At 63.1% G+C, this 20728-nt stretch carries 18 protein-coding genes; 7 read left to right on the top strand and 11 right to left on the bottom strand.

The window, feature by feature from the left end:
- From ACFVSI_RS02540 to ACFVSI_RS02530, 3 genes are read right to left on the bottom strand one after another with little or no spacing between them, the layout of a single operon-like run.
- Entirely contained in the window at window positions 1-996 is a 996-nt protein-coding gene (locus ACFVSI_RS02540) for an NAD-dependent epimerase/dehydratase family protein (RefSeq protein WP_387819541.1), read from the bottom strand.
- On the bottom strand, window positions 993-3659 hold the full coding sequence (locus tag ACFVSI_RS02535; RefSeq protein WP_387819539.1) for an alpha/beta fold hydrolase: 2667 nt from the start codon (window positions 3657-3659) through the stop codon (window positions 993-995). Before ACFVSI_RS02535 ends, ACFVSI_RS02540 begins: the two co-directional genes overlap by 4 nt.
- Window positions 3653-4675, bottom strand: coding sequence for a 3-oxoacyl-ACP synthase III (locus tag ACFVSI_RS02530; RefSeq protein ID WP_387819537.1), 1023 nt, complete (start codon window positions 4673-4675; stop codon window positions 3653-3655). Before ACFVSI_RS02530 ends, ACFVSI_RS02535 begins: the two co-directional genes overlap by 7 nt.
- Window positions 4676-4875: 200 nt before the next feature.
- Between ACFVSI_RS02530 and ACFVSI_RS02525 the strand changes: the two genes are divergently transcribed.
- On the top strand, window positions 4876-5688 hold the full coding sequence (locus ACFVSI_RS02525) for a hydrolase (RefSeq protein WP_387819535.1): 813 nt from the start codon (window positions 4876-4878) through the stop codon (window positions 5686-5688).
- 36 nt (window positions 5689-5724) lie between these two features.
- On the opposite strand, the gene ACFVSI_RS02520 is transcribed toward ACFVSI_RS02525, so the two are convergent.
- On the bottom strand, window positions 5725-6663 hold the full coding sequence (locus ACFVSI_RS02520) for a LysR substrate-binding domain-containing protein (RefSeq protein WP_387819533.1): 939 nt from the start codon (window positions 6661-6663) through the stop codon (window positions 5725-5727).
- Between the two features lie 233 nt (window positions 6664-6896).
- Here ACFVSI_RS02520 and ACFVSI_RS02515 point away from each other — a divergent pair, with 233 nt between their 5' ends.
- Together ACFVSI_RS02515 and ACFVSI_RS02510 are read left to right on the top strand one after the other, a co-directional pair.
- Window positions 6897-8015 (top strand): PrpF domain-containing protein, encoded by a 1119-nt coding sequence (locus ACFVSI_RS02515; RefSeq protein WP_387819531.1) that lies wholly within the window; start codon window positions 6897-6899, stop codon window positions 8013-8015.
- 12 nt (window positions 8016-8027) lie between these two features.
- Window positions 8028-9476 carry an SLC13 family permease gene (locus ACFVSI_RS02510; protein ID WP_387819529.1) on the top strand — a complete coding sequence of 483 codons (1449 nt, stop codon included), beginning with the start codon at window positions 8028-8030 and terminating at the stop codon, window positions 9474-9476.
- A gap of 198 nt (window positions 9477-9674) precedes the next feature.
- Here the strand turns inward: ACFVSI_RS02510 and ACFVSI_RS02505 are convergent, their stop codons facing one another.
- The 6 genes from ACFVSI_RS02505 to ACFVSI_RS02480 form a co-directional block, all read right to left on the bottom strand.
- Window positions 9675-10136, bottom strand: coding sequence for a hypothetical protein (locus ACFVSI_RS02505; RefSeq protein ID WP_387819527.1), 462 nt, complete (start codon window positions 10134-10136; stop codon window positions 9675-9677).
- Entirely contained in the window at window positions 10133-12523 is a 2391-nt protein-coding gene (locus ACFVSI_RS02500) for a molybdopterin oxidoreductase family protein (RefSeq protein WP_387819525.1), read from the bottom strand. The genes ACFVSI_RS02505 and ACFVSI_RS02500 overlap by 4 nt, the downstream gene beginning before the upstream one ends.
- A 60-nt stretch (window positions 12524-12583) precedes the next feature.
- Complete coding sequence (locus ACFVSI_RS02495; RefSeq protein WP_387819523.1) at window positions 12584-13009, bottom strand: ChaB family protein; 426 nt, start codon at window positions 13007-13009, stop codon at window positions 12584-12586.
- A 133-nt stretch (window positions 13010-13142) separates the two neighbouring features.
- On the bottom strand, window positions 13143-13985 hold the full coding sequence (locus tag ACFVSI_RS02490) for a pyruvate, water dikinase regulatory protein (RefSeq protein WP_144658689.1): 843 nt from the start codon (window positions 13983-13985) through the stop codon (window positions 13143-13145).
- On the bottom strand, window positions 13986-16385 hold the full coding sequence (gene ppsA, locus ACFVSI_RS02485) for a phosphoenolpyruvate synthase (protein ID WP_387819521.1): 2400 nt from the start codon (window positions 16383-16385) through the stop codon (window positions 13986-13988).
- 169 nt (window positions 16386-16554) lie between these two features.
- A complete protein-coding gene (locus tag ACFVSI_RS02480) occupies window positions 16555-16749 on the bottom strand; it encodes an SDR family oxidoreductase (protein WP_387819519.1) in 195 nt (64 codons plus the stop codon).
- Between ACFVSI_RS02480 and ACFVSI_RS02475 the strand changes: the two genes are divergently transcribed.
- The 4 genes from ACFVSI_RS02475 to ACFVSI_RS02460 all read left to right on the top strand — a co-directional run bounded on the left by ACFVSI_RS02475 (window position 16718) and on the right by ACFVSI_RS02460 (window position 19580).
- Window positions 16718-17311 (top strand): 4-hydroxythreonine-4-phosphate dehydrogenase PdxA, encoded by a 594-nt coding sequence (locus ACFVSI_RS02475; protein WP_387819517.1) that lies wholly within the window; start codon window positions 16718-16720, stop codon window positions 17309-17311. The genes ACFVSI_RS02480 and ACFVSI_RS02475 overlap by 32 nt on opposite strands.
- Window positions 17312-17372: 61 nt before the next feature.
- Window positions 17373-18164, top strand: coding sequence for a DeoR/GlpR family DNA-binding transcription regulator (locus ACFVSI_RS02470; protein ID WP_387819515.1), 792 nt, complete (start codon window positions 17373-17375; stop codon window positions 18162-18164).
- Between the two features lie 29 nt (window positions 18165-18193).
- A complete protein-coding gene (locus ACFVSI_RS02465) occupies window positions 18194-18943 on the top strand; it encodes a dienelactone hydrolase family protein (protein ID WP_387819513.1) in 750 nt (249 codons plus the stop codon).
- Window positions 18944-18956: 13 nt separating this feature from the next.
- The gene (locus ACFVSI_RS02460; protein WP_387819726.1) at window positions 18957-19580 is read left to right on the top strand and encodes a nucleoside/nucleotide kinase family protein; all 624 of its coding nucleotides are present in this window, start codon (window positions 18957-18959) and stop codon (window positions 19578-19580) included.
- A 6-nt stretch (window positions 19581-19586) separates the two neighbouring features.
- On the opposite strand, the gene ACFVSI_RS02455 is transcribed toward ACFVSI_RS02460, so the two are convergent.
- The gene (locus tag ACFVSI_RS02455) at window positions 19587-20627 is read right to left on the bottom strand and encodes an AAA family ATPase (protein ID WP_387819511.1); all 1041 of its coding nucleotides are present in this window, start codon (window positions 20625-20627) and stop codon (window positions 19587-19589) included.
- Window positions 20628-20728: the final 101 nt, after the last annotated feature.

Raw genomic sequence — 20728 nt, 5'->3', positions numbered from 1 at the left:
TCAGTCCTTCGGTGTCAGCTCGCTTCTACTGCCTTTGTAGTACTCTGCCAGCCGGGCCAGGCCCTCATCAAGGGTGACCACTGGCGACCAATCGAGAAGCCGCCGCGTCTGGCGTTGGTCGAACCAGTGCGCGGTGGAGAGCTGCTCGGCGAGGAACCTCGTCATCGGGGGCTCCTCGCTGCGCCGCGACCATGTCCAGACTTTTTCCACCACGGAGCCGGCGAACCTCGCAACGACGCCCGGCACAGCCCAGCTGGGCGCCTGAACTCCCCCGGCCGCACAAATGTCAGCCAGCAGCTCGCCAATGGGGCGGGGCTCGCCATTGCTCACCACCAGCGCTATACCCCGAACATGGTCCATCCGATGCAGGGCCGCAACTATCGCCGACGCAGCATTGTCCACATATGTAGTGTCGATCAGCGCTGCCCCGGCGTCGAGAAGCGGCAGGCGGTGCTGCGCAGCCCGCGCCAGGACCCTTTCCACCAATTGGGTATCACCGGGGCCCCACACGATGTGTGGCCGTACCGCGGCGACCCTGAACTCCGGGGAATCGGATGCCAGGGCCAACAGTTCCGCTTCAGCCTTGGTTCGCGAATAGTGGCCGTGCGCCCGAAACGGGTCGGCCGGTTCTGCCCCAAGGCCGGCAATGGCCTGGCCGGAGTTCGCGACCGACGGAGAGGAGACAAACACCGTGTCGCGCACTCCGGCGGCACGGGCCGCTTCGAGCAGACGGCGGGTTCCTTCGACATTGACGCTGTGAAAGTCCGCTGCACGGCCTGCAAAGGAAACCTTCGCTGCCAGATGGATGATTGCTTCCATGCCGTCCACCGCCCGCAGGACATCGGCGTCGTCGGTCACCGAACCGCAAACGTCCGCGGCCCCGTCAACTCCCGAGCGCCTCCGCTGAAAGGTGGTGACCTCGTGGCCCTGGCGCACCAGAACGCGGGCAACCTCACTCCCCAGGAGCCCGCTGGCTCCGGTAACGAGGACCCTCATGGCTTCCCCGGGCGGCCGCCGGCCAGTACGCGGTTGGCCCACCGGGCCAGGCGGGTTCTGTCGATCTTGGCGTTGTGCCGGATATCCGTGGGCTGCGCCGGCACCTGCAGCACAGCCGAAACCTGGACGCCGGCCGCCAACGCGGCGCGCCGGACACTGGCGGCAAGCTGTGGCGCCGCCAACCCCGCCTTGGGGGCGGGCGGTACGGTCTCGACGACGGCGGCAACGGCTTGGGTGCCGCGCGGCCCCACTCCAACAATGGCCGCAAGACGGACGCTTTCCAGTTGCTCAATGGCTTGTTCTGCACCTACCGGCGTCACCACCGCGTTGGGCGCAGTGATGACATGGACGAGGCGACCCTCCACCCACAGACGACCTTCGGCGTCGAAATGGCCGACGTCGCCGGTACGGTGCCATCCCGATGGATCGACGCTTTCCTGTTGGGTCACCCACAGCCTGTCGTAGGCCTGCTTGACGTGTGGAGCGCTCACCAGAATTTCCCCTGTGACGGCGGCCTCGGTTACCGGAGACGAACCGGATGCCTTGCCGTGCTCGTCCAAGGGGATGACCGCCAAGCGTGCCCCCTGCACGGGCGTCCCCACGCAAACACCGTTACCCGCACCGAGACAGTTGCCGGTTGCCGCGTCAGCTGCCGCCGTCTGGATCTGCTCAAGGCTGATATCGGTGACCGGGAGCGCTTCGGTCATGCCATAAGGGGTCCTCAAGGATGCGTGCGGCAAGAGTTTCTGGACACGGGACAGCAGTGGCTCCGGCACCGGCGCGCCGGCGGACAACAGCAAGCCAACTTTCCCCAACGCCTCCCGACCCGGTCCAGTCAGGACGTCACCGGTAGCCACCACATTGCGCAACGCAGCTGGCGCGGCGAAAACCACCGTCGCGTCGATGGCTGCCACTGCGTCCGCGAGGGCCCCGGCAGTCAAAGTGCCTGGCGCTGTAACGTCCATATCCGGGGTCACGGAGACCGCACCGAGCGCCGGCCCAAGCAGAGCGAACGGAGCAAAGCCTGCCACAAGCTTGGAACCGGCTTGGATGCCGAAGGTTCCACCGACTGTGTCGCGCATCGCTGTCAGCTGCCGGTGCGTGTAGAGGACACCTTTCGCGGGGCCGGTAGAGCCGGAGGTGAAGAGAACTGCCGCGGGCGCGTCAGGTTCGACGTAGTCCGCTTGTGATCGGTACGCACTTGCTGCGCCTTCCCTCGCCAAGGCATCCAGCGAGGTTTCCGCCCCAAGCATACGACGGCGGCCCGCCGGAAGGTCGCGCACGCTGAACCGACGCCCCGGCCAGCCAAACAGTGAGGCCGCGACCAAGGCCTTGTCGATGCCAATGATGACATCGGGGGTTGCGCCCTTTACCGCCCGGCTGAGTCCTTTGGCTCCCAGCCCGGCGTCGGCTACCACCACGACGGCGCCCAACCGCAAACAGGCGTAGAGCGTCACAGTGAGGTCCACTCCCGGGGGAACCATCAGGCTCACGCGCGTGCCGCTGCCCACGCCAGCCCTGTGGAGTCCTTCCTGGAGATCCAGGATGTTCCGGTGCAGCTGCTGCCAGCTCAGCGAGCGGCTTATCTTGCGGTCGCTGCCCATTTCGGCGACAGCCGTTTCCAGGCCGGCGGTTCCGCTGGCCAGCGTCTCCACGGAATCCCAAAACGGGCGAAAGGGCTCCTCCCGGGTTTGTCCGGGCGGGAGACTGTCAGCGCCACGGCCGCCAGCAGGTTCTTCGCGGCCAGCGAGCCACTGGAAGAGCGGCGTGGCGATATCCCTGTCCTCCGCCACCAGATGACCTGCTCCTTCGAAGCGATGCACGTCCGCCTGCGGAAGCCGTTCCACCAGGTCCTTGAGGTACCTGTCGGAAAAGATGGGGTCCTTGGGGCCCCACAGCATCAGAGCCGGCACCTCAAGTTCGCGCAGGCCCTCCGCGATATCCTGGAGCGCCGTGAAGCTGGGGTGGGTTTCATCCACCGGAATGTCAGCGACGAAGTTTCCCACGCCCGAGCGGCGCTGCACGCCTCGATAGGGGGCCATATAGGCCTTCCGGACATCGGGCCGTAATGGTGGGTGGGCCAGGGAATGGGTCACTCTGAGGAAGGCATCCGAGGTGGTGGTGCCCCAGCTGTGCACCGCTGGGTGCAAGGCCAGCTGCAGTGCCGGCGGAATATGGGAACCCGAGGGCTGGTGGACGGCCGTGTTGGTGAGAACCACGCCCGCAAGATTGTCCCGATGAGCCAGCGCCCAGCCGAGGCTGATGACGCCACCCCAGTCATGGCCTACCGTGATGACGGGGCCGTCCAGGCCCAAGGCGTCGCTGAGATCGCCAAGGTCGTTGACCCGGTCCTGCAGACGACGGAAGGTGCCGGTCCGTTCCGAAAAGCCCATGTCCAGTTGGTCCACTGCGATGACGCGCCAAGGGCGGGCTGCATCGGATCCAGCCGTCAGCAGTGTCCGCCAAAGATAGGACCACGTGGGGTTCCCATGGACACACAGCAGCGTGCCGACAGGAGCCAGGCCGCGCCGTTCGAGTTGGGGCCCGTTATCCAGGATGTGCCAGCGGTGCGTTGTGCCAGATGCGTCAACTGCCGACGTCGACCTGACTCGAACTATCCGTGACCATTCAGGGTCGACGCCAGGCCAGCTGGTGGCTACCAAACGATCTCCACCATCCCTGCGTTCAAGCCTGAACCGACACCCATGCACAGGACCCTGTCTCCGGAATTCAACGATTGGGCCTCAGCAGCGAGGGTCATCGGGAGCGAGGCAGGGCCCACGTTGCCCCAGTGCGGGAACGTAATGGGGACCTTCTCTGGGTCCAGGTCGATGGCATCGATGATTGCCTGGGTATAGGCATTGCTGACTTGGTGGGTGACATAGCGGTCCATTGCTGCCCAATCCCACTCGGGCTGGGCCTCATGCCAGGCGTCCACCACCAGCTGAAGGCCACCATCCAGCAGGCCTTTGGTGTCGGTGGTCATGCCATCGATGCCGCCTACGCACAATTCGTGGTGCTCGGTGCCGGCCCGCATCACTCCCCCGACGAGGCGATGCGCGCCCGGGTGCTCGTTCGCGGGTCCGAGGACTGCGGCCGCAGCGCCGGAACCCAACGTGAGCGTGGCAAATTCCCGGTTGAAATCATCCCGCGTGGTTTCGGGCCGCTGCAGTCGTTCCAAGGTTGCTTCCTGGGTGCTTTGGGCGTCCTCGCCGTTGACAATCACCGCGTACTTGATTTGACCGGAATCAATCATGTTCGCAGCCAGGATCATGCCGTTGACGAACCCGAGGCAGGCATTGGCGAGGTCGAAATTCAGTGCCGACGACGGCAGGCCCAGTTCATGGTGGATTTTGACCGCCACTGATGGTTCCAGGTTTCGCCTGGTCACCGAAGTATTGATCAGCAGACCGATGTCAGAAGCTTCCACGCCTGCCTCCGCCATGGCTTTGGCCCCTGCATCCACCGCGGCGTCGTCAAAGGATGTTCCCGCTGCCCACCATCTGCGGTGGGTGATGCCTGCTACGCGCTCCAGCAGACGGGGTGGAAACTTCAGACGCTTCAGGGTGGATGCGAGCCTGTGGTCAAAGTCCGTCGAGCTCACAATTCTCGGAGCTTCGACGCTGCTCACCGAGAGCAGTGCGGTGTTGCTGTGCCGGAAGGTTGCATTCCCTGCCAAAGTCGAGCCCCTGTTCATTTCCGTGCTGCATTCTTGCGGTGACTGTACCCATCAATGCAAGCCCAAGACATTAACTATGCAGGGGAAATCCCCGTCATGCCTATTTGGCCCTAAGCCACCCGGGGCAGGAACGCCCCGATTTCGCTTCCGGGTGAATTTCTTTTGTCATAGTCTGGGCAAATGCCTGGAAGGAACAATCAATGCTGATCTGCGCAGCCTGCGCCGTAGAACGCGATGAGCCCGTACCCGCTTCCTGTCCCATCTGCACTGATGAACGACAATACGTTCCCTTGGATGGGCAAGCTTGGCTCACACTGGAGGCGCTGGAGCAGGCAGGCCAACAGGCACCATTGAAGGAGAACGAGCCGGGACTCCTCGGCATCAGCACCGCCCCGAAGGTAGGGATCGGACAAACCACGCAGCTGGTGGTGACGCCTCAAGGTTCATTGCTGTGGGATCCAATCGGCTACGTCGATGACAACCTCGTGCGCTCCGTGCTGGAGCATGGTCCCGTGCTGGCCATCGCTTCGAGCCATCCACACATGTTCGGAGTCCAAGTGGAGTGGTCGCGTCGGCTTGGGGGCGTCCCCGTGTTCGTTGCCGCAGCCGACCGCGGCTGGCTTGGGCGGGAGGATCCCATGATTACCTACTGGTCGCAGAGCTTGCAGCTTGCGGAAGGACTGGTCCTTCACCAAACCGGGGGCCATTTCCCGGGCAGCGCCGTGGCCCACTGGGCAGCGGGAGCACAGGGACGAGGTGTCCTGCTCACCGGTGACAGCGTCTTTCCCAATCCGGACCGTCGCTCCATAGCGTTCATGCGCAGCTACCCGAACCATCTTCCGCTCTCTGGTGATGTAGCTTTGCGGATCGCCGCCCAGCTGGGAGAACTCACCTTCGACCGGATCTACGGCAACTTCAACAACGTCATCAGTACTGACGCCCGGGAGATTTTGCGCCTATCGGCTGCACGGCACGCTGCGTGGGCACGTGGTGATTTCGACCATCTGACCTGAGCCGGGCCTGCGGTTTGGCAGGCCCGCCATCCGGAGTCAGAGGTAATCGCCGCCGCGTTCGCGCGCAATTTCCAGAAGGGTGGTGTGAAAAGCCACCTCGGCCGGTGCATAGACCTTATCCTGGCGTTGCGCGAGCAGCACGCGGCGAAGCGGGGCCGCGGAGCCAAGGCTCAGGACCCTGACATCGGGGTGTTGCAACGCTACAGCTGTCTTCGGCACCATGGCCACGCCCATGCCGACACTCACCATGGCCTGCGCTTCCTGGTAGTCATTGGCCAGGAAGCCGATGGTCGGTTCAAAGCCGGCGTCGTGCGCAGAGCGCTGGAGAACCTCCACTACGGGATGGGCTTCCGCGCGGACGATCCACGATTCTTTGCGGAGCTCGTTCATGGACACTTCGTCGCGACCTGCCAGAGGATGGCCCTTCGCCACCAGGATGACGGTACTCTCCTGGAAAACCTCAGTGGTCCTGATCGATTCGTCTTCGAAGCGATTCCACGGGTAGTCCCACAAGAGGCATAGACCGGTAACTCCCGACTCCAGGTCCGACACCAACTCATCGAACCGGGCACTGCGAACGGACAGGCCGATGGCCGGGTAGCGCTTTTTGAAGGCCCTGATCACAACCGGGAGAAAAGAGCCCGCCAAGGTGGGAAAGGTGCCGATGGTCAGAGAGCCCCGCCGGAGGCCCGCGATTTGGTCTATATCGGATTGGGCTGCACGGATTTGTCCCAGGATCTTACGCGCGTGGCCCGCCAGTACCTGGCCAGCCTCCGTGGGCACTACTCCCCGCGAGCGTCTGTTCAGGAGCGGCTGGCCTACCTCTTGCTCGAGTTTGCGTAACTGCTGGGACACGGCGGAAGGGGTGTACATCATGGTGTCAGCTGCTGCAGTGATCGAACCTTGCTCCACCACCTCGACCAACAGAGCAAGCCTGCGGATGTCGTATAAATTTTGGGCTTCATCGTTAAGCAATTGTGCACCCTTCTGCGAATTTGGTTAATCCTATACATGGACCGCGGGACATCAACCATCCACCAGCTCACTTCGTACCTCCAACAGCTAGCAAGAGTTTCATTTGACCCCCGCACGGCAGTGAATGAAGCATTGCTACACCCTCCCTCAATTATCGCACATTGTCTTCATGTGTGATCCGGCTCATGCTGAATGAAGAGCCCGCCGGGAACGGCAGAAGGAGTGCAGGACTGATGAAGATTGAAGCGGAATGGATGCGCGGAGGAACCAGCAAGTGCTGGGTCTTCGAAACCGAAAACCTCAACGAAACCAGCATTGACCTGGACCAACTGCTGCCACGCCTCTTCGGAAGTCCGGATTCCCGGCAAATCGACGGTGTGGGAGGGGCGACCTCGACCACCAGCAAGGCGATGATCCTCCGCCGCCCGTCGGATCCCTCCGTTGACGTGGAGTTCACCTTTGCCCAAGTAGGCATCGAGGAAGCAACCGTCGACTGGGGCAGCAACTGCGGAAACTGCTCAGCCGTAGTAGGTCTCTACGCCATCGAAAAAGGGTGGGTCACCCCTCAAGGCGACACCACGCGTATTGTCACCCGCAATACCAATACCGACCAGCTCATCATCCAGCAGGTTGCAACTCCCTCCGGCGCCTTGCCGATCGTCCCCGACGCGCAGATGCCGGGCGTCACCTTTCCCGGATTCAAAGTGGGCCTCGGCTTCCAGGATCCTGCCGGCAAGACAACCGGACAGCTGCTGCCAACGGGCGCTGCAAGTGACACCGTGTTGGCCGGGGGAAAGTCCTGGACGGTATCAATGGTTGATGCCGGGGCTCCTGTGGTTATTGTCCGCGCCGAAGATCTTGGATTGGACACAGCACACTACGACTCGTGGAAGGAAGGTGTGGAACAGCACCTGGACACCCTGGACGTCATCCGGCGCCAGGGAGCAGTCCGGATGGGGATGGCCCCGACTCCCGGACAGGCGGCACGGGCCGTGCCGAAGCTGGCCATCGTCGGCCCGCCCAACGGCGCGAACCCCGACTCCGATGTTAACGTCATGATGCTTTCCATGGGCAAGCCGCACCCGGCCCTGGCCATCACTGGAAGCATCGCCCTGACGCTTGCCGCCCGGACGCCGGGCACCGTGATCAACGACATCACGGGCGGAGCCGCCGGCGCAGCGCTGAAACTGAAGACACCCGCCGGCGTCATCGAAACATGGAGCGAGGAACACCACGGTTCCGTCCTTGTCGGCGTCGACCGCACGGCCCGCACCATCGCCACCAGCATCATCCACCTCCCGGAGACTCTCGGCAACGCCGTCGAAGCCTCACTGGAAACAGCCACTCGATGAGGAGAGAAAACCATGGCTAAGACTATTTACCAACCAGCACCCGAGGCAGAGCGCGACATTCAGGACGAGCGTTCCAAGCGTCCCACCACACGCCGCCGTATCCTGCTGGTAACGGTTGCCGCTACCGTCATCCTGGGCCTGGTGGCCATCCTGTTCGGGGGTGCCATCTTCAACCCGGCGGCCACCCCGGAATCGGAGCCGACCATGACCGCCACGCAGATCATCCCGCTGGTCATCCTGGTGGTGATGTTCGTCGTCGCCACCAAGTGGCCGCTCAACATCGGCGTGATGGGGCTGGTGGCCTCCTTCGGCGTCGGCTACTTCGTCCTCGGCATGACCGACAAGCAGATTCTCGAAGAATTCCCCGCCAGCATCGTCCTGACGATCATCGGAGTCACCTACTTCTTCAGCATGGCGCAGAGGAACGGTTCCATCGACATCATCGTTCAAAGTTGCGTCAGGATGGTCAGGGGCAAGACCATGCTCCTGCCGTGGGTCTTTTTCCTCATGGCCGCCGCCCTCACCTCGCTGGGCACCTTCAGCCCTGCCGCCGTTGCGCTGCTGGCACCCGCCGCCCTGGGCCTTGCTTACGAATCCCGCATCCACCCCGTCCTCATGGGCGCCTTCGTCATCAACGGAGCCCATGCAGGTGGCTTCTCGCCCCTGTCCGTAGCGGGCGTCCTCGTCCACGACATCGCACACAAGAACGACTTCCCCATCGACCAGGGCGCGTTGTTCCTGGCCAGCTTCGCCCTGAACTTCATTCTGTCGGCCCTGACGATCGTGCTCTTCGCCCTCATGGGCAAGCTGCGCGACAAGCACTCCAACGAGTACGCCGGACTCGACACAGCCCGAATCGGACGTCCCAGCGGCCAGCAGATCCTCACCCTGGCACTCATTCTGGCGATCCTCGTGTGCACCCTCGGCTTCCGCATGCCGATCGGCTTCGTGGCCCTGTCGGCAGGACTGTTGTTGGCCCTGGTCAACATCAAGGAGCACAAGACCTTCATCGGCGGCATCTCCTGGTCCACTGTCCTGCTGGTTGCCGGCATGATCACCTACGTTTCCTTGCTTCAGCACGTCGGCGTGATTGACACCCTCGCGGAGATGGCATTGGCACTTGGTGCGCCGCTGCTGATCGCACTGGTCCTCTGCTACGTGATCGGTGTCGGCTCGGCCTTCGCGTCCTCCACCGCCCTCCTCACCGCTTTCATCCCCTTGGCCGGCCCCCTGCTGGCGACCAGTTCCCTCAGCGCCTCAGGTACCGTAGCGGCGCTGGCCATCGCAGCAACCGTAGTGGACGTATCGCCCTTCTCCACCGATGGAGCCCTGGTAGTGGCCAACGCCCGCGACGAGGACCGCCAGCGCGTGTACAAGCAGCTCATGGCATACGCGGGCGGTGTTGTCCTGGTGGCGCCGGCCCTGGCGTGGGCGCTGCTGGTCCCCACCGGAATCATGTAAGGGCGCAGCGCTTCGAAAAGTCGCCGGGAGCAGTCTTCCCGGCGGGCGCTTGGGAATCGCATTCTGCACACCATCGCAACAGGTAGCCCGAAAGACGGGCGCAGGAAGGGATGCCAGCGCAGCTTGGGCAGGGTCACCACATGGTGGCCCTGCCCACGTCATGTCCGGACGGGTGTCGACGGAAATACGCAAGACAGGCTATTCGGCCACCAGCAAGGCCTGGGGCGAGGCCTGCTTGATGCGGGTCCTCAACCACCGCAACTGTCCTTGGGTCTCTGCCCGGGACTGCCCGACGACAGACAGCAGCTCCTCGTCCCGGAGCGCCTGGCCGGCTTGCTCCACGACGGTCCAGGTGATGTCCACGAGACTGGCCAGAACAAACACGTCCTGAAGGTCGCGCAACAGCCCTACGGGACCGCTTCGCGTCGTCGAAAGCCCTTGGGCGTGGAGCCGCTCCGGCTCCCGTTCGTTGCCGGACCCACCGTAACGCTGAATAACCGGATCCAGGAGTTCCCAGTGATGGTCCGACTGCCTGGCCAGGCTTTGGCAGATGAAGTGAACATCGGGTTCCGCACCGTGGCCATCGGCAACCTGCCTCAACGACCCCGCAAGGGTTTTCTCGCTGTTGGCCAAGAGTCCCAGATAGACATCCAGATTCATGCCCGCCTCCCTTCCGGCCGGGAGGCCGTGGTGTTCGGGGCCGGTGCCGGTCCCGTACCGTCGCCGATCCTCTCAACCTTCACAGCGGCATTCTTGAAGACGGGTTGCTTGGACACGGGATCCCATTCGGTGAGTGTCAGCTCATTGGCTGCGGTTGCCCGGGGTTCAAGGGTCTCCCCGCTGCGCGGCCTGTCCCAGTAGCCGTAGTGGAAGGGCGCGAACACAGTACCGGGCCGCACGCCGCTGATCCGCGCCGGAGCCTCGATACGACCCCTCCGCGATGACACCCGCACCAGGTCACCTTCGCTGATCCCCAGACCCGAGGCATCCTCGGCGGACAATTCGACCCACATTCGGGGGGCCGCGGCATTTAGCTCCCGGGAACGGGCCGTCTTGGTACGGGTGTGAAAGTGGTAGGCCGTGCGGCCCGTGGTGTACCGCAAAGGATACTCGTCGTCGGGCTCCTCATGAGGCGGGTGATAGGCGGTAGTTTTAAGCCAGGCACGTCCGTTGGGTGCCATCGCCCGATAAGCCTCGGACCCCACCTCAGCCCCGGTCAAGAGGTCGTGACCATAGTTCTCGCAGTAATCCGAAGTGCTGGGAAAGACACCGTCACTGTAGAGCCGGGTGATTCCCTCCGGGTGATCCTCTGTGCAGGGCCAGGGAATTCCGCTGCCGCCGCGGAGCCTGGCGTAGCTGAGGCCGGTGTAATCGCATGGCCGTCCACGCGAACATTCCTTCCACGCTTCAAAAACCTCTTCGGGCCCTTTCCATTCAAGCAGGGGCCCACCGTCAACGGTGGAGAAGCCCATCCGCTGGGAGTAATCGAGGAAAATATCCAGGTCCGCGCGGGCGTCGCCCGGCGGCTCCACGGCCTTTTCGGAAAGGTGAACCACGCGCGATGCGTTGGTGAAAGTCCCCACCTTTTCCCCCCAGGCGGCAGCAGGAAGGACGACGTCGGCCAGCGCCGCCGTTTCGGTCAGGTAGAGATCCTGAACCACGAGGAAGAGGGCCGGCTTGGCCAGGATCCGCCGAATCCTCGCCAGTTCAGGCAGGGATACTGCAGGGTTCGTAGCCGATACCCAGAGAAAGTTGATGGAGCCCTGCTCGGCGTAGCGGAAAATCTGCATCGCGTGGGTGGGCGGTGCCCAATGCGGGATAACACCCGGGTCCACATTCCACAGCTTGGCCAATTCCTCGACGTGATCCTTGTTGCTCCAGTTACGGAAGCCCGGCAGGTCGCCGTCGGCCCCGCATTCCCTGTTGTTTTGGGCGGTGGGCTGCCCGTTCATCTGAAGCAGCCCCGCGCCTGGCCTGCCCAGCATGCCCCGCAAAAGGTGCAGATTATTCACCTGGCATGCCGAGGCCGTGGCCTGGGATGACTGATAAAAGCCCTGCAGGACGGTGGAGAGCACGTTCGGCGCCGTTCCGAAGATCCGGGCGGCCATCATGATGTCGTCCGCACTGACACCACAGACCTCGGCAGCAGCCGCCGGGGTCCATGGTTCAACGGTCTGCTTCAGTTCTTCGAAGCCAAGAGTGTGCTCATTGACGTACTGGTCGTCGAACCAGCCTTGGTGAATGACCTCACGGACAAGGGCATGCATCAGGGCGAGGTTTGTTCCCGGGCGGAGCGCCAGGTGCACATCCGCATAACGCGCTGCCTCGGTGTTCCGGGGGTCGATGCACACCAGTTTGGGTGGTGTCGGTCCCGTCAGCCTGTCCAAGACACGGGACCACAGGACGGTCTGGGTCTCGGGCATGTTGTGGCCATAGAGAAAGATGGCGTCGCAGCTGTCGATGTCCTCATATGCTCCGGGCTGGCCATCGGCCCCGAAGGTCTCTTTGAGCGCAGTCGCCGCGGTAGCCGTACACAGCCGGGTATTGCCATCCATGTGCGGAGTTCCAATCCCCGCTTTCCCGATCACCGCCAGTGCGTAGTACTCCTCCAAGAAGAGCTGCCCGCTGGTATAGAAGCCATGGCTCAACGGACCTTTCGTGTCCAGGAGCTCCTTGCTCCGGTTGACGATGCGGCCCATTGCCGTTTCCCAGTCGGTCTCCACCAATCGCCCACCCTCTCGGATCATGGGCCGGGTCAGGCGATCCCGATTGGCTACGCCCTGCCAGCTGGCAAAGAGACCCTTCGGCCCGAGTCGGCCTTTGTTGATCCGGTCTTGGGAGCGGCCGCGGACACCAACCATGACGCCATCCTTGACAGCGATGTCGCAACCGCAGCCGTTGCTGCAGAGAACACAGGCGGATTGGACCCAGCGGTCCACCTCGCCTTCAGGGAGTCCCTCTTCAAGGGCGAGGTCCACGCGGACCGGCCATTCCTGCCCTGCCGGAAACGGCGTCCGTGGTCCCCAGATGTCGGTGATGCGATTCATCCTCGTGCGCCTCCTCGAATCCAAAGTGCATGCACTGCTCAACCCCGGGTCGCGGAGGAATCAGCCTTTCCGTGCCCTCCGGGTGGCTGCGTCATTGGCCTTTTGCAGCGCCTCTACGAGCTCGTCCTTGTTCATTTTCGAGCGGCCTTTGATGCCAAGCTGCTGGGCTTTCCCGTAGAGATGTTCCTTGGATGCATTGGCGTCCACTCCCCCGGCTGTCGGCGAGGTTGAGTCCGCACCTTCTTCGGCGCGCGCATCGGAAGGACCGCGCTCGTCCTTGGGTTCCCAGTGGTCCCCGACTTTCTCGTAGCTGTGCTTCAGCGAAGCAAACGCAGTGCGTGCCGCCCGGCTGGAATCGTTGTCGTAGGATTCCATGGCCGAATCGTAGGTCTTGGCGAACGTGTCCTGGGCCTTCTGCTCCGAACGCTGCAATGTCGACGGCAGTTCGTTCTTGCGGGCGTGATCATTCTTCCCGGTCTTGGGCATGACGCCTCCAATTGTCGGGCCCCAGCAAGCCGGGCCGTTTCAATTAGCTAAGCATGCTTACTACATAGGAACAAGGTGCCCAACGAACTGAGCCCTACCGGGTCTTGAGGGACAGGGTAGGGCCAGCCCAGTCTCAGTGGTGCAGTTGCATCCGCTGGAGTACTGTGGCCGAGATTTCCTCAACGGACATGGACGCAGAGTTCACGTACGGGATGTTGTTGGCCCGATACATATCCTCGGCGTTTCGGAGTTCAAAGGTGCATTGGTTCAACGACGCATAGCTGCTGCCTGGCCGGCGTTCCTGGCGGATCTGGCTCAACCTGACAGGTTGCGACGTCAGACCGAAGCATTTGTCCGCGAAAGGCAACAAGGGCTTCGGGAGCGCCAGGACCTCGAAATCCTCTTCGACCAGGGGGAAGTTGGCGGCCAGGATGCCATGCTGCAGGGCAAGATACATGGTGGTGGGCGTCTTGCCGCAGCGGGAAGGCGCGATGAGGATCAGCTCGGCGCGCTCCAGCGCGCGCAGGGACTGGCCGTCGTCGTGTTCGATGGCATATTCGACGGCGGCCATGCGGGACTGGTAGCGGACTGCATCCCCCACTCCGTGGGCCTGGCCGGGCTTGCCGTTGGCCGCAGAGCCAAGGGTTTGTTCAAGTTGCCCGATGTGGGTACCGAACAAATCGAAGAACTGCCCGCGGCTTTGGGAGAGCACGGCACGGATGTCCTGCCCGACAGCAGTAGAAAAGATGATCGGCACGGGACCTGACGCCGCCACTTTGTCGATCACGGCCACCACCTCGCGTGCTTGCTCAATGGTGGTGATGAACGGGATGGTCCGGCGCTCCAGCCGCTGCCCGGGAAACTGGGTCAGCAGGGTGTTGCCAAGGGTTTCAGCAGTAATCCCGGTGCTGTCCGAAAGAAAGAACACCGTGGGGGCGGGCGCGGAGCCCGCCCCCACGGTTGCGTGATCCGTCATTTAGACCGGTGTGCTGGTGGTGCGGGCCAGGCGCAACCAGGTCTCGGTGACGGCGTCCGGGTTCAGCGAAATCGAGCTGATGCCCTGTGCCAGCAGCCATTCGGCGAAGTCCGGGTGGTCGCTGGGCCCCTGGCCGCAGATTCCCACGTACCGTCCCTTGGCCCGGCACGCGGTGATGGCCAACTCCAGAAGCTTGGTCACCGCCGGGTTTCGCTCGTCAAAGCCATCAGCGACCAAGGCGGAGTCACGGTCAAGGCCCAAGGTGAGCTGGGTGAGGTCGTTGGATCCGATGGAGAACCCGTCAAAGTACTCCAGGAACTCATCAGCCAGGAGGGCGTTGGCCGGCAGCTCGCACATCATCACGATCTCCAGGCCGTTCTCGCCGCGACGCAGCCCGTTGGCTGCGAGCAGGTCAATGACGCCGCTTGCCTCCTCCAGGGTGCGCACGAACGGGACCATGAGCTTGATGTTGGTCAGGCCCATCTCGTTGCGGACGTACTTCAGGGCCTCGCACTCAAGTTCGAACGCCTGCCGGAAGGACTCGGAGAGGTACCGGGAAGCTCCGCGGTACCCGATCATCGGGTTCTCTTCCTCAGGTTCGAAGGCGGGGCCGCCGATCAGGTTCGCGTACTCGTTGGACTTGAAGTCCGAAAGCCGGATGATCACCGGTTCAGGGGCGAACGCCGCCGCGATGGTCGAAATTCCCTCGGCCAAACGCCTCACGTAGTAATCGCGCGGGCCATCGTAAGCTGCGGTTTTCTCCTGGATTTGCCGGACCGTGTAGTCATCCAGTGCTGCCGGGCGCTCAATCTCACCAGCGACAGCCAACAAGGCGTTGGGGTGGACACCGATCTGCCGGTTGATGATGAATTCCAGGCGGGCCAGGCCCACGCCGTGGTTGGGGAGCTTGGCAAAGCTGAAGGCCTGCTCCGGGGTCCCGACGTTCATCATGATCTTCACGGGAGCTTCAGGCATGGTGTCGAGGCTTGTCTCCTGGAGGGAGTACTCCAGCAGCCCTTCGTACACCAGCCCCGCTTCGCCTTCGGCGCAGGAGACGGTCACCGGGGTGCCGTCCTTGAGGATCTGGGACGCGTAGCCGGTTCCCACGACGGCGGGAATGCCCAGTTCGCGGGCGATGATCGCCGCGTGGCAGGTCCGTCCGCCGCGGTCGGTGACGATCGCGGCGGCCTTCTTCATGATCGGTTCCCAGTCGGGGTCGGTCATGTTGGCCACCAGGACATCGCCCTCCTGGAACGAGGCCATCTGCTCGATCGAGGACAGAACCCGGACCTGGCCGGCGCCGATGCGCTGACCGATCGCACGGCCTTCCACCAACACCGTTGAACGCTCGGTGAGCGTGTACCGGGAGGTTACACCCGCGGCTTTGCGGGATTCCACGGTTTCCGGGCGGGCCTGGAGGATGTACAGTTCCCCGTCCACTCCGTCCTTGCCCCATTCGATGTCCATGGGCCGTCCGTAGTGGCGCTCGATGGCAACGGCGTGACGCGCAAGCTGCTCCACCTCGGCGTCACTGAGGCTGAAGCGGCTCCGCGACTCCTGCGGCACCGGGATGAAGTCAACAGTCTTGCCAACTTCTTCGGTCTCCGTGTACACCATCTGCACGGCCTTCTCGCCCAGACCTCGCTTGAGCACCGCCGGGCGCCCGGCAGCCAGCGCAGACTTGTAGACATAGAACTCATCGGGGTTCACGGCACCCTGGACCACGGCTTCGCCAAGGCCATAGGAGGACGTGATGAACACCGCGTCCGTAAAACCGGTCTCGGTGTCCATGGTGAACATCACCCCCGAGGCGCCGACGTCGGAGCGCACCATGCGCTGCACACCCGCCGAAAGCGCGACCTCGGAGTGCGTGAAACCGTGGTGGACGCGGTAGGCGATGGCCCGGTCGTTGTACAACGAGGCGAAGACATCCTTGATCGCGAGCAGGATGTTGTCAATCCCCCGGATGTTCAGGAAGGTCTCTTGCTGTCCGGCAAAGGAAGCATCAGGAAGGTCTTCGGCCGTGGCGCTGGATCGGACCGCCCAGGACACGTCAGCGCCGTGTTCCTCGGTGAGGCGCCGGTACGCCGAGCGGATTTCCTCTTCGAAACCGGCAGGGAACGGCGTCTCGCGGATCAGGGACCGGATTTCCCCGCCAACCTTGGCCAAGGCGGCCACATCGCCGCTGTCCAAGCCCTCCAAGATACTTTCAATCCGGGCGTCAAGGCCCGACTCCGCCAGGAAGCGCCGGTAGGCGTCCGCCGTCGTCGCAAAACCACCTGGAACCTTCACCCCCGCCGAGGCGAGATTTCGCACCATCTCACCGAGTGAAGCGTTTTTGCCTCCGACCTGGTCAAGGTCGGACAGGCCAAGCTCCGAAAACCAAAGAACGTTAGTCATAAATTGTGTCCTCCATTGGGCACGCTCTGACAAGCGCTGAAAAAAACTAGGTCTTGCAAGGATCAAGGGCACAGAGCCAGGATGCAAACAAATGTGACCCGTTCAACAGAACGAAGCAGTAATTGGAGGACATTGGGCCGTGACTTGACAGAATGCTGAACCCGCTCAACTACAGAGAGGCTCCTCCGCAGATGACGTAGTTCTGGCCTGTGATGGACTTGCCGTGCGGACCCAGCAGGAACGCGGCGAGGGCTGCGACGTCTCCCGGATCCACCAAGGCTCCGAGTGCCGGCATTTTCACGGGAGTGGCAGCTCGGCCGGGATCGTTCAGCATGGGCGTGTCAGTAGGCCCTGGCGACAGCACGTTCACGGTGATTGCCCGCGGCGCCAGTTCCTGCGCCCATGTCCTTCACGTCACTACCCACATCGGACTGGCCGATGCCATTCGCAAGATTGAGCCCGGATTGGTGGAGCGCACCATCCGCCGCGGACACGAAGCCCTGGTCCGGGCCGGAGTGCCCGAACCCAAAATCGGGGTTTGCGCCATCAATCCACACGCCGGGGAGAATGGACTCTTCGGCCAGGGCGAGGAAGCTGAAAAGATCGAGCCCGGTGTCAAGGCCGCGCAGGCTGATGGAATCAATGCTGTCGGACCGTTGCCCGCCGACACACTGTTTTTCCTGGCCGGACGTGGAGACTACGACCTCGTGGTGGCGATGTATCACGACCAGGGTCACGGGCCCGTCAAAGTTCTCGGGATCGAAGCCGGCGTCAACATCACAGTGGGCCTGCCTGTCATCCGTACCTCGGTGGACCACGGTACCGCTTTCGACATTGCCGGAAAGGCAATTGCGGATTCCCGCAACATGGTCGAAGCACTGCACCAGGCCGCCGAGATGGCAACCCGCCCCAGCATGGCTGTGTAACCGCTCGTGCCCGGTGTGGCGGTTAGCATGGGTAGCACCGTCACGGTAAGGAGACCTAAGAATGCTCTCGGCAAGTGCAAGGCGCGAGGAGATCTACCACCTTGCCGTAACCACGGGCCTGGCGTCGGTGGAAGAACTGTCGGCGCGGTTCGACGTCACCGCCTCAACCATCCGACGGGACCTGGCGTTGCTGAACTCGCAGGGCCGCCTTGCGCGAACCTACGGCGGGGCCATGGCACTCGGGGCGCATCCCGAACCCTCACTACGGCAGCGCACCGGCGAAGCGTTCGAGCAGAAGCACGCAATTGCGCGCGGGGCGGCGGCTGAAGTCCGGGCTGGTGAGAATATCCTTCTTGACGCCGGCTCTACGGTTGGCGCTCTGGCTCACGAACTGCGGGGGTTCGGCCCGTTGTCCGTGACGACTCCGGGCATCAACACCTTGCAGGAATTGGCTGATTCCGAAGGCATCGAGGTGGACTGCCTTGGTGGCCGTCTTCGCACTCTCAGCCAAAGCTTCGTGGGCCCCTTGGCGGAAGTGGCCTTGGAACGAATGAGCTTTGACAGAGTCTTCCTTGGCGCTGATGCCGTCACTGCCGAGGACGGAATCTGCGAGGCAGACCATTCCCAGACCCGGCTCAAGGAACTCATGGCACGGCGGGGCAGCAGTGTCTACGTATTGGCCGATTCGTCCAAGCTTGGGCTCCGTCCTTTCCATGCCTGGGCCCGGCTCGCCGCACCGTGGACGCTGGTGACCGACGACGGCGCCGACCCGAAGGAGCTCGGTAAGTTCGTCAGCGCAGGTGTGAAAGTACAGGTGGTAGCTGTGTCCAACGATGCCGTAGTTGGCGCCTGAGTCCCGGATACTTTCGGTACTGTAAGCAGATGCTCATCGAAATACCTGCCGCTGACGGCATCGCCGAGGCCCTGCTTGTCCGCCCGTCCACAGCGAAGGGCACATTCCCGGGAGTTGTCTTCTACATGGACGCCTTCGGTGTGCGTCCCCGCATTGAAGAGATGGCCCAACGCATTGCGGATTGGGGGTACGTGGTGCTGGTCCCGAACGTCTTCTACCGGGAAGGCTCCATAGCCGATCTCGCCCCGGCGGGCGACATGACCACCACCGAAGGCAGGGAAGCCGCGGGCAGGGACGCATTTCCACGGGTAGGTCTCCTGACATCGGACAAGGCGCTGCCCGATATCAAAGCATGGGTCACCGCAATCACCGGGATGGATGGTGTGGCGCCCGGGCCCATCGGGACCACTGGCTATTGCATGGGCGCCCGTTTGGCCGTCCGCACCGCCACTTCGCACCCTCAGGTGGTGGCAGCGTGCGGCGGATTCCATGGAGGCGGCCTCGCGACCGACGCTGCGGACAGTCCCCACCTGGGCCTGTCCGATGCCCGTGCCGGATTCGTCTTTGGACACGCCGACCATGATCCCAGCATGGCTCCCGAGGCAGTCGCGCGACTCGGTGCCGCTTTGGACGATGCCGGGCTCGAGGCTTCCAACGAAATTTACGCTGGGGCGCCGCATGGCTACTCCATGGCCGACACGTCCGCCTACCATCCCCAGGCCACAGAGCGGCACTTCGAAGAATTGCGGGCCCTGTTCGCCGACACTCTCAAGGTTTAAGCCATTGCAGCCTATGCACCCTGGCGATACCGCACGACTTGCGGAGGACCTGCACCGCAGGGCCGCATCGGGGAACCGCTTGATCGTTGGGCTTGCCGGTCCCCCGGGCGCCGGAAAGTCGACCATTGCCGAAGGCCTCAGCCGGCATCTTGGGCACGAATGCGCCATCGTGCCGATGGACGGCTTCCACTTGGCAAACACCATTATCGAGGGTACTGATCTCAGGTCACGCAAAGGCGCCATCGATACGTTCGACGTCGGCGGTTACCTCTCGCTCCTGGCAAGACTTCGGCTCAATGAGGAAAATGTCATCTACGCGCCGACGTATCGTCGCGGACTCGAGGAACCCATTGCGGCGTCCATAGCGGTGCCAAGATCGACCAGGATTGTCATCACGGAAGGCAACTACCTGCTCGCAGACGAAGGGCCGTGGGGTCGGGTCCGCAATTACCTGGACGAGGCCTGGTTCATGGAACTGCCAGCGGAAACCCGCATATCGCGGCTTATCCAACGGCATGTGGATTCCGGGATGGAACCTGCCGCGGCCGAAGCCTGGGCGCAAGGCCCTGACGAAGCCAACGCACGGTACGTCGAGGCGACGAAGGCCTCCGCTGATCTGATCATCACCTGTTCGTAAACGGGGTCAGGCCAGCCAGCGCCACCAGCGCGGCTGGGCCGGTTCCGGCGTCGTACCAGGTTCCGGCTCCGGCTCCTCACCCAGGGCCAGTGCGGCCTCCGCTATGTCCTCCGCAGTTAGGGTCATCACCGCCTCACGGTCAAGCATGTCCAGGCTTTGCTTTTCGTCGCGGGACAACCGCAGCGCCTGACGGTTGAGTGCCTGCTCGAACAATGTGCGCGCGAAGCGTGCGTTGCCCGAATCTTCTCCTGCGTGCAGACCGGTAAGGATCCGCCGAAGCATCTGGTCCGCATCCGGCTCCAATACGTACTCGTGCTGGGAGAGCATCTGGTGGAAGATCGTGTCGAGTTCGTCCACGGAATAGTCCGGGAACGTGATCTCACGGGCAAACCGGGAGCGCAGACCGGGGTTGGAGAGCAAAAAGGCTTCCATGAGGCGCGGATAACCTGCCACGATCACCACCAAGCGGTGCCGGTGGTCCTCCATCCGCTTGAGCAGCACCTCGATCGCCTCAGGGCCAAAGTCCATCCGGCCCTCTTCCGGGGCCAGGGCGTAGGCCTCATCGATAAAGAGAACCCCGTCCAACGCACGCCGAATCACCCGATCGGTTTTGATGGCTGTGGCCCCCACATATTGGCCCACCAGACCGGAGCGGTCCACCTCCACCAGGTGACCCTTCTGCAGCAAACCAACGGCACGGTACATCTCTGCCAGTAGCCGGGCTACCGTCGTTTTACCAGTACCGGGATTCCCGAGGAACACAAGATGCTGGGACGTAGCCACCTCAGGCAGGCCGTGCGACTTACGCCGTGCCTGAACCTGCAGCAAAGCAACCAGGGCACGCACCTGTTCCTTGACGGTTTCGAGTCCGACGAGCGCGTCGAGTTCAGCCTGCACCTCGGACAGCGGGCGGGCCGGACCCGGGCGGGGACCGACCAGGTCGCCTACAAGGTCGTCCATTCGCTCGGAACCTGGCAGCTTGAGCTGGTTGGCCAGATGACCGATTGTCTCGCGCAGATCATCAAGTGGGTTACGGCTGGCAGCCATGTTAGCTCGGCAGCTCCAACTGGAAGCCGCACTGGCACCGAAGCACCTTGGTTCCTACGTTGACCACCGAGGCGTCTTCATTGGGCTCATCGGTGGACAGA

The organism is Paenarthrobacter sp. NPDC057981 (assembly GCF_042886835.1).
Classification (GTDB): Bacteria; Actinomycetota; Actinomycetes; order Actinomycetales; family Micrococcaceae; genus Arthrobacter.
This window is presented reverse-complemented; position numbering and strand designations above follow the sequence as displayed.

Coding starts and splice junctions, on each gene's coding strand:
- ACFVSI_RS02540 (WP_387819541.1), bottom strand. CDS start 996: ATGAGGGTCCTCGTTACCGGAGCCAGCGGGCTCCTGGGGAGTGAGGTT.
- ACFVSI_RS02525 (WP_387819535.1), top strand. CDS start 4,876: ATGCTGATCTGCGCAGCCTGCGCCGTAGAACGCGATGAGCCCGTACCC.
- ACFVSI_RS02515 (WP_387819531.1), top strand. CDS start 6,897: ATGAAGATTGAAGCGGAATGGATGCGCGGAGGAACCAGCAAGTGCTGG.
- ACFVSI_RS02510 (WP_387819529.1), top strand. CDS start 8,028: ATGGCTAAGACTATTTACCAACCAGCACCCGAGGCAGAGCGCGACATT.
- ACFVSI_RS02505 (WP_387819527.1), bottom strand. CDS start 10,136: ATGAATCTGGATGTCTATCTGGGACTCTTGGCCAACAGCGAGAAAACC.
- ACFVSI_RS02500 (WP_387819525.1), bottom strand. CDS start 12,523: ATGAATCGCATCACCGACATCTGGGGACCACGGACGCCGTTTCCGGCA.
- ACFVSI_RS02495 (WP_387819523.1), bottom strand. CDS start 13,009: ATGCCCAAGACCGGGAAGAATGATCACGCCCGCAAGAACGAACTGCCG.
- ACFVSI_RS02490 (WP_144658689.1), bottom strand. CDS start 13,985: ATGACGGATCACGCAACCGTGGGGGCGGGCTCCGCGCCCGCCCCCACG.
- ppsA (WP_387819521.1), bottom strand. CDS start 16,385: ATGACTAACGTTCTTTGGTTTTCGGAGCTTGGCCTGTCCGACCTTGAC.
- ACFVSI_RS02475 (WP_387819517.1), top strand. CDS start 16,718: ATGGGCGTGTCAGTAGGCCCTGGCGACAGCACGTTCACGGTGATTGCC.
- ACFVSI_RS02470 (WP_387819515.1), top strand. CDS start 17,373: ATGCTCTCGGCAAGTGCAAGGCGCGAGGAGATCTACCACCTTGCCGTA.
- ACFVSI_RS02465 (WP_387819513.1), top strand. CDS start 18,194: ATGCTCATCGAAATACCTGCCGCTGACGGCATCGCCGAGGCCCTGCTT.
- ACFVSI_RS02460 (WP_387819726.1), top strand. CDS start 18,957: ATGCACCCTGGCGATACCGCACGACTTGCGGAGGACCTGCACCGCAGG.
- ACFVSI_RS02455 (WP_387819511.1), bottom strand. CDS start 20,627: ATGGCTGCCAGCCGTAACCCACTTGATGATCTGCGCGAGACAATCGGT.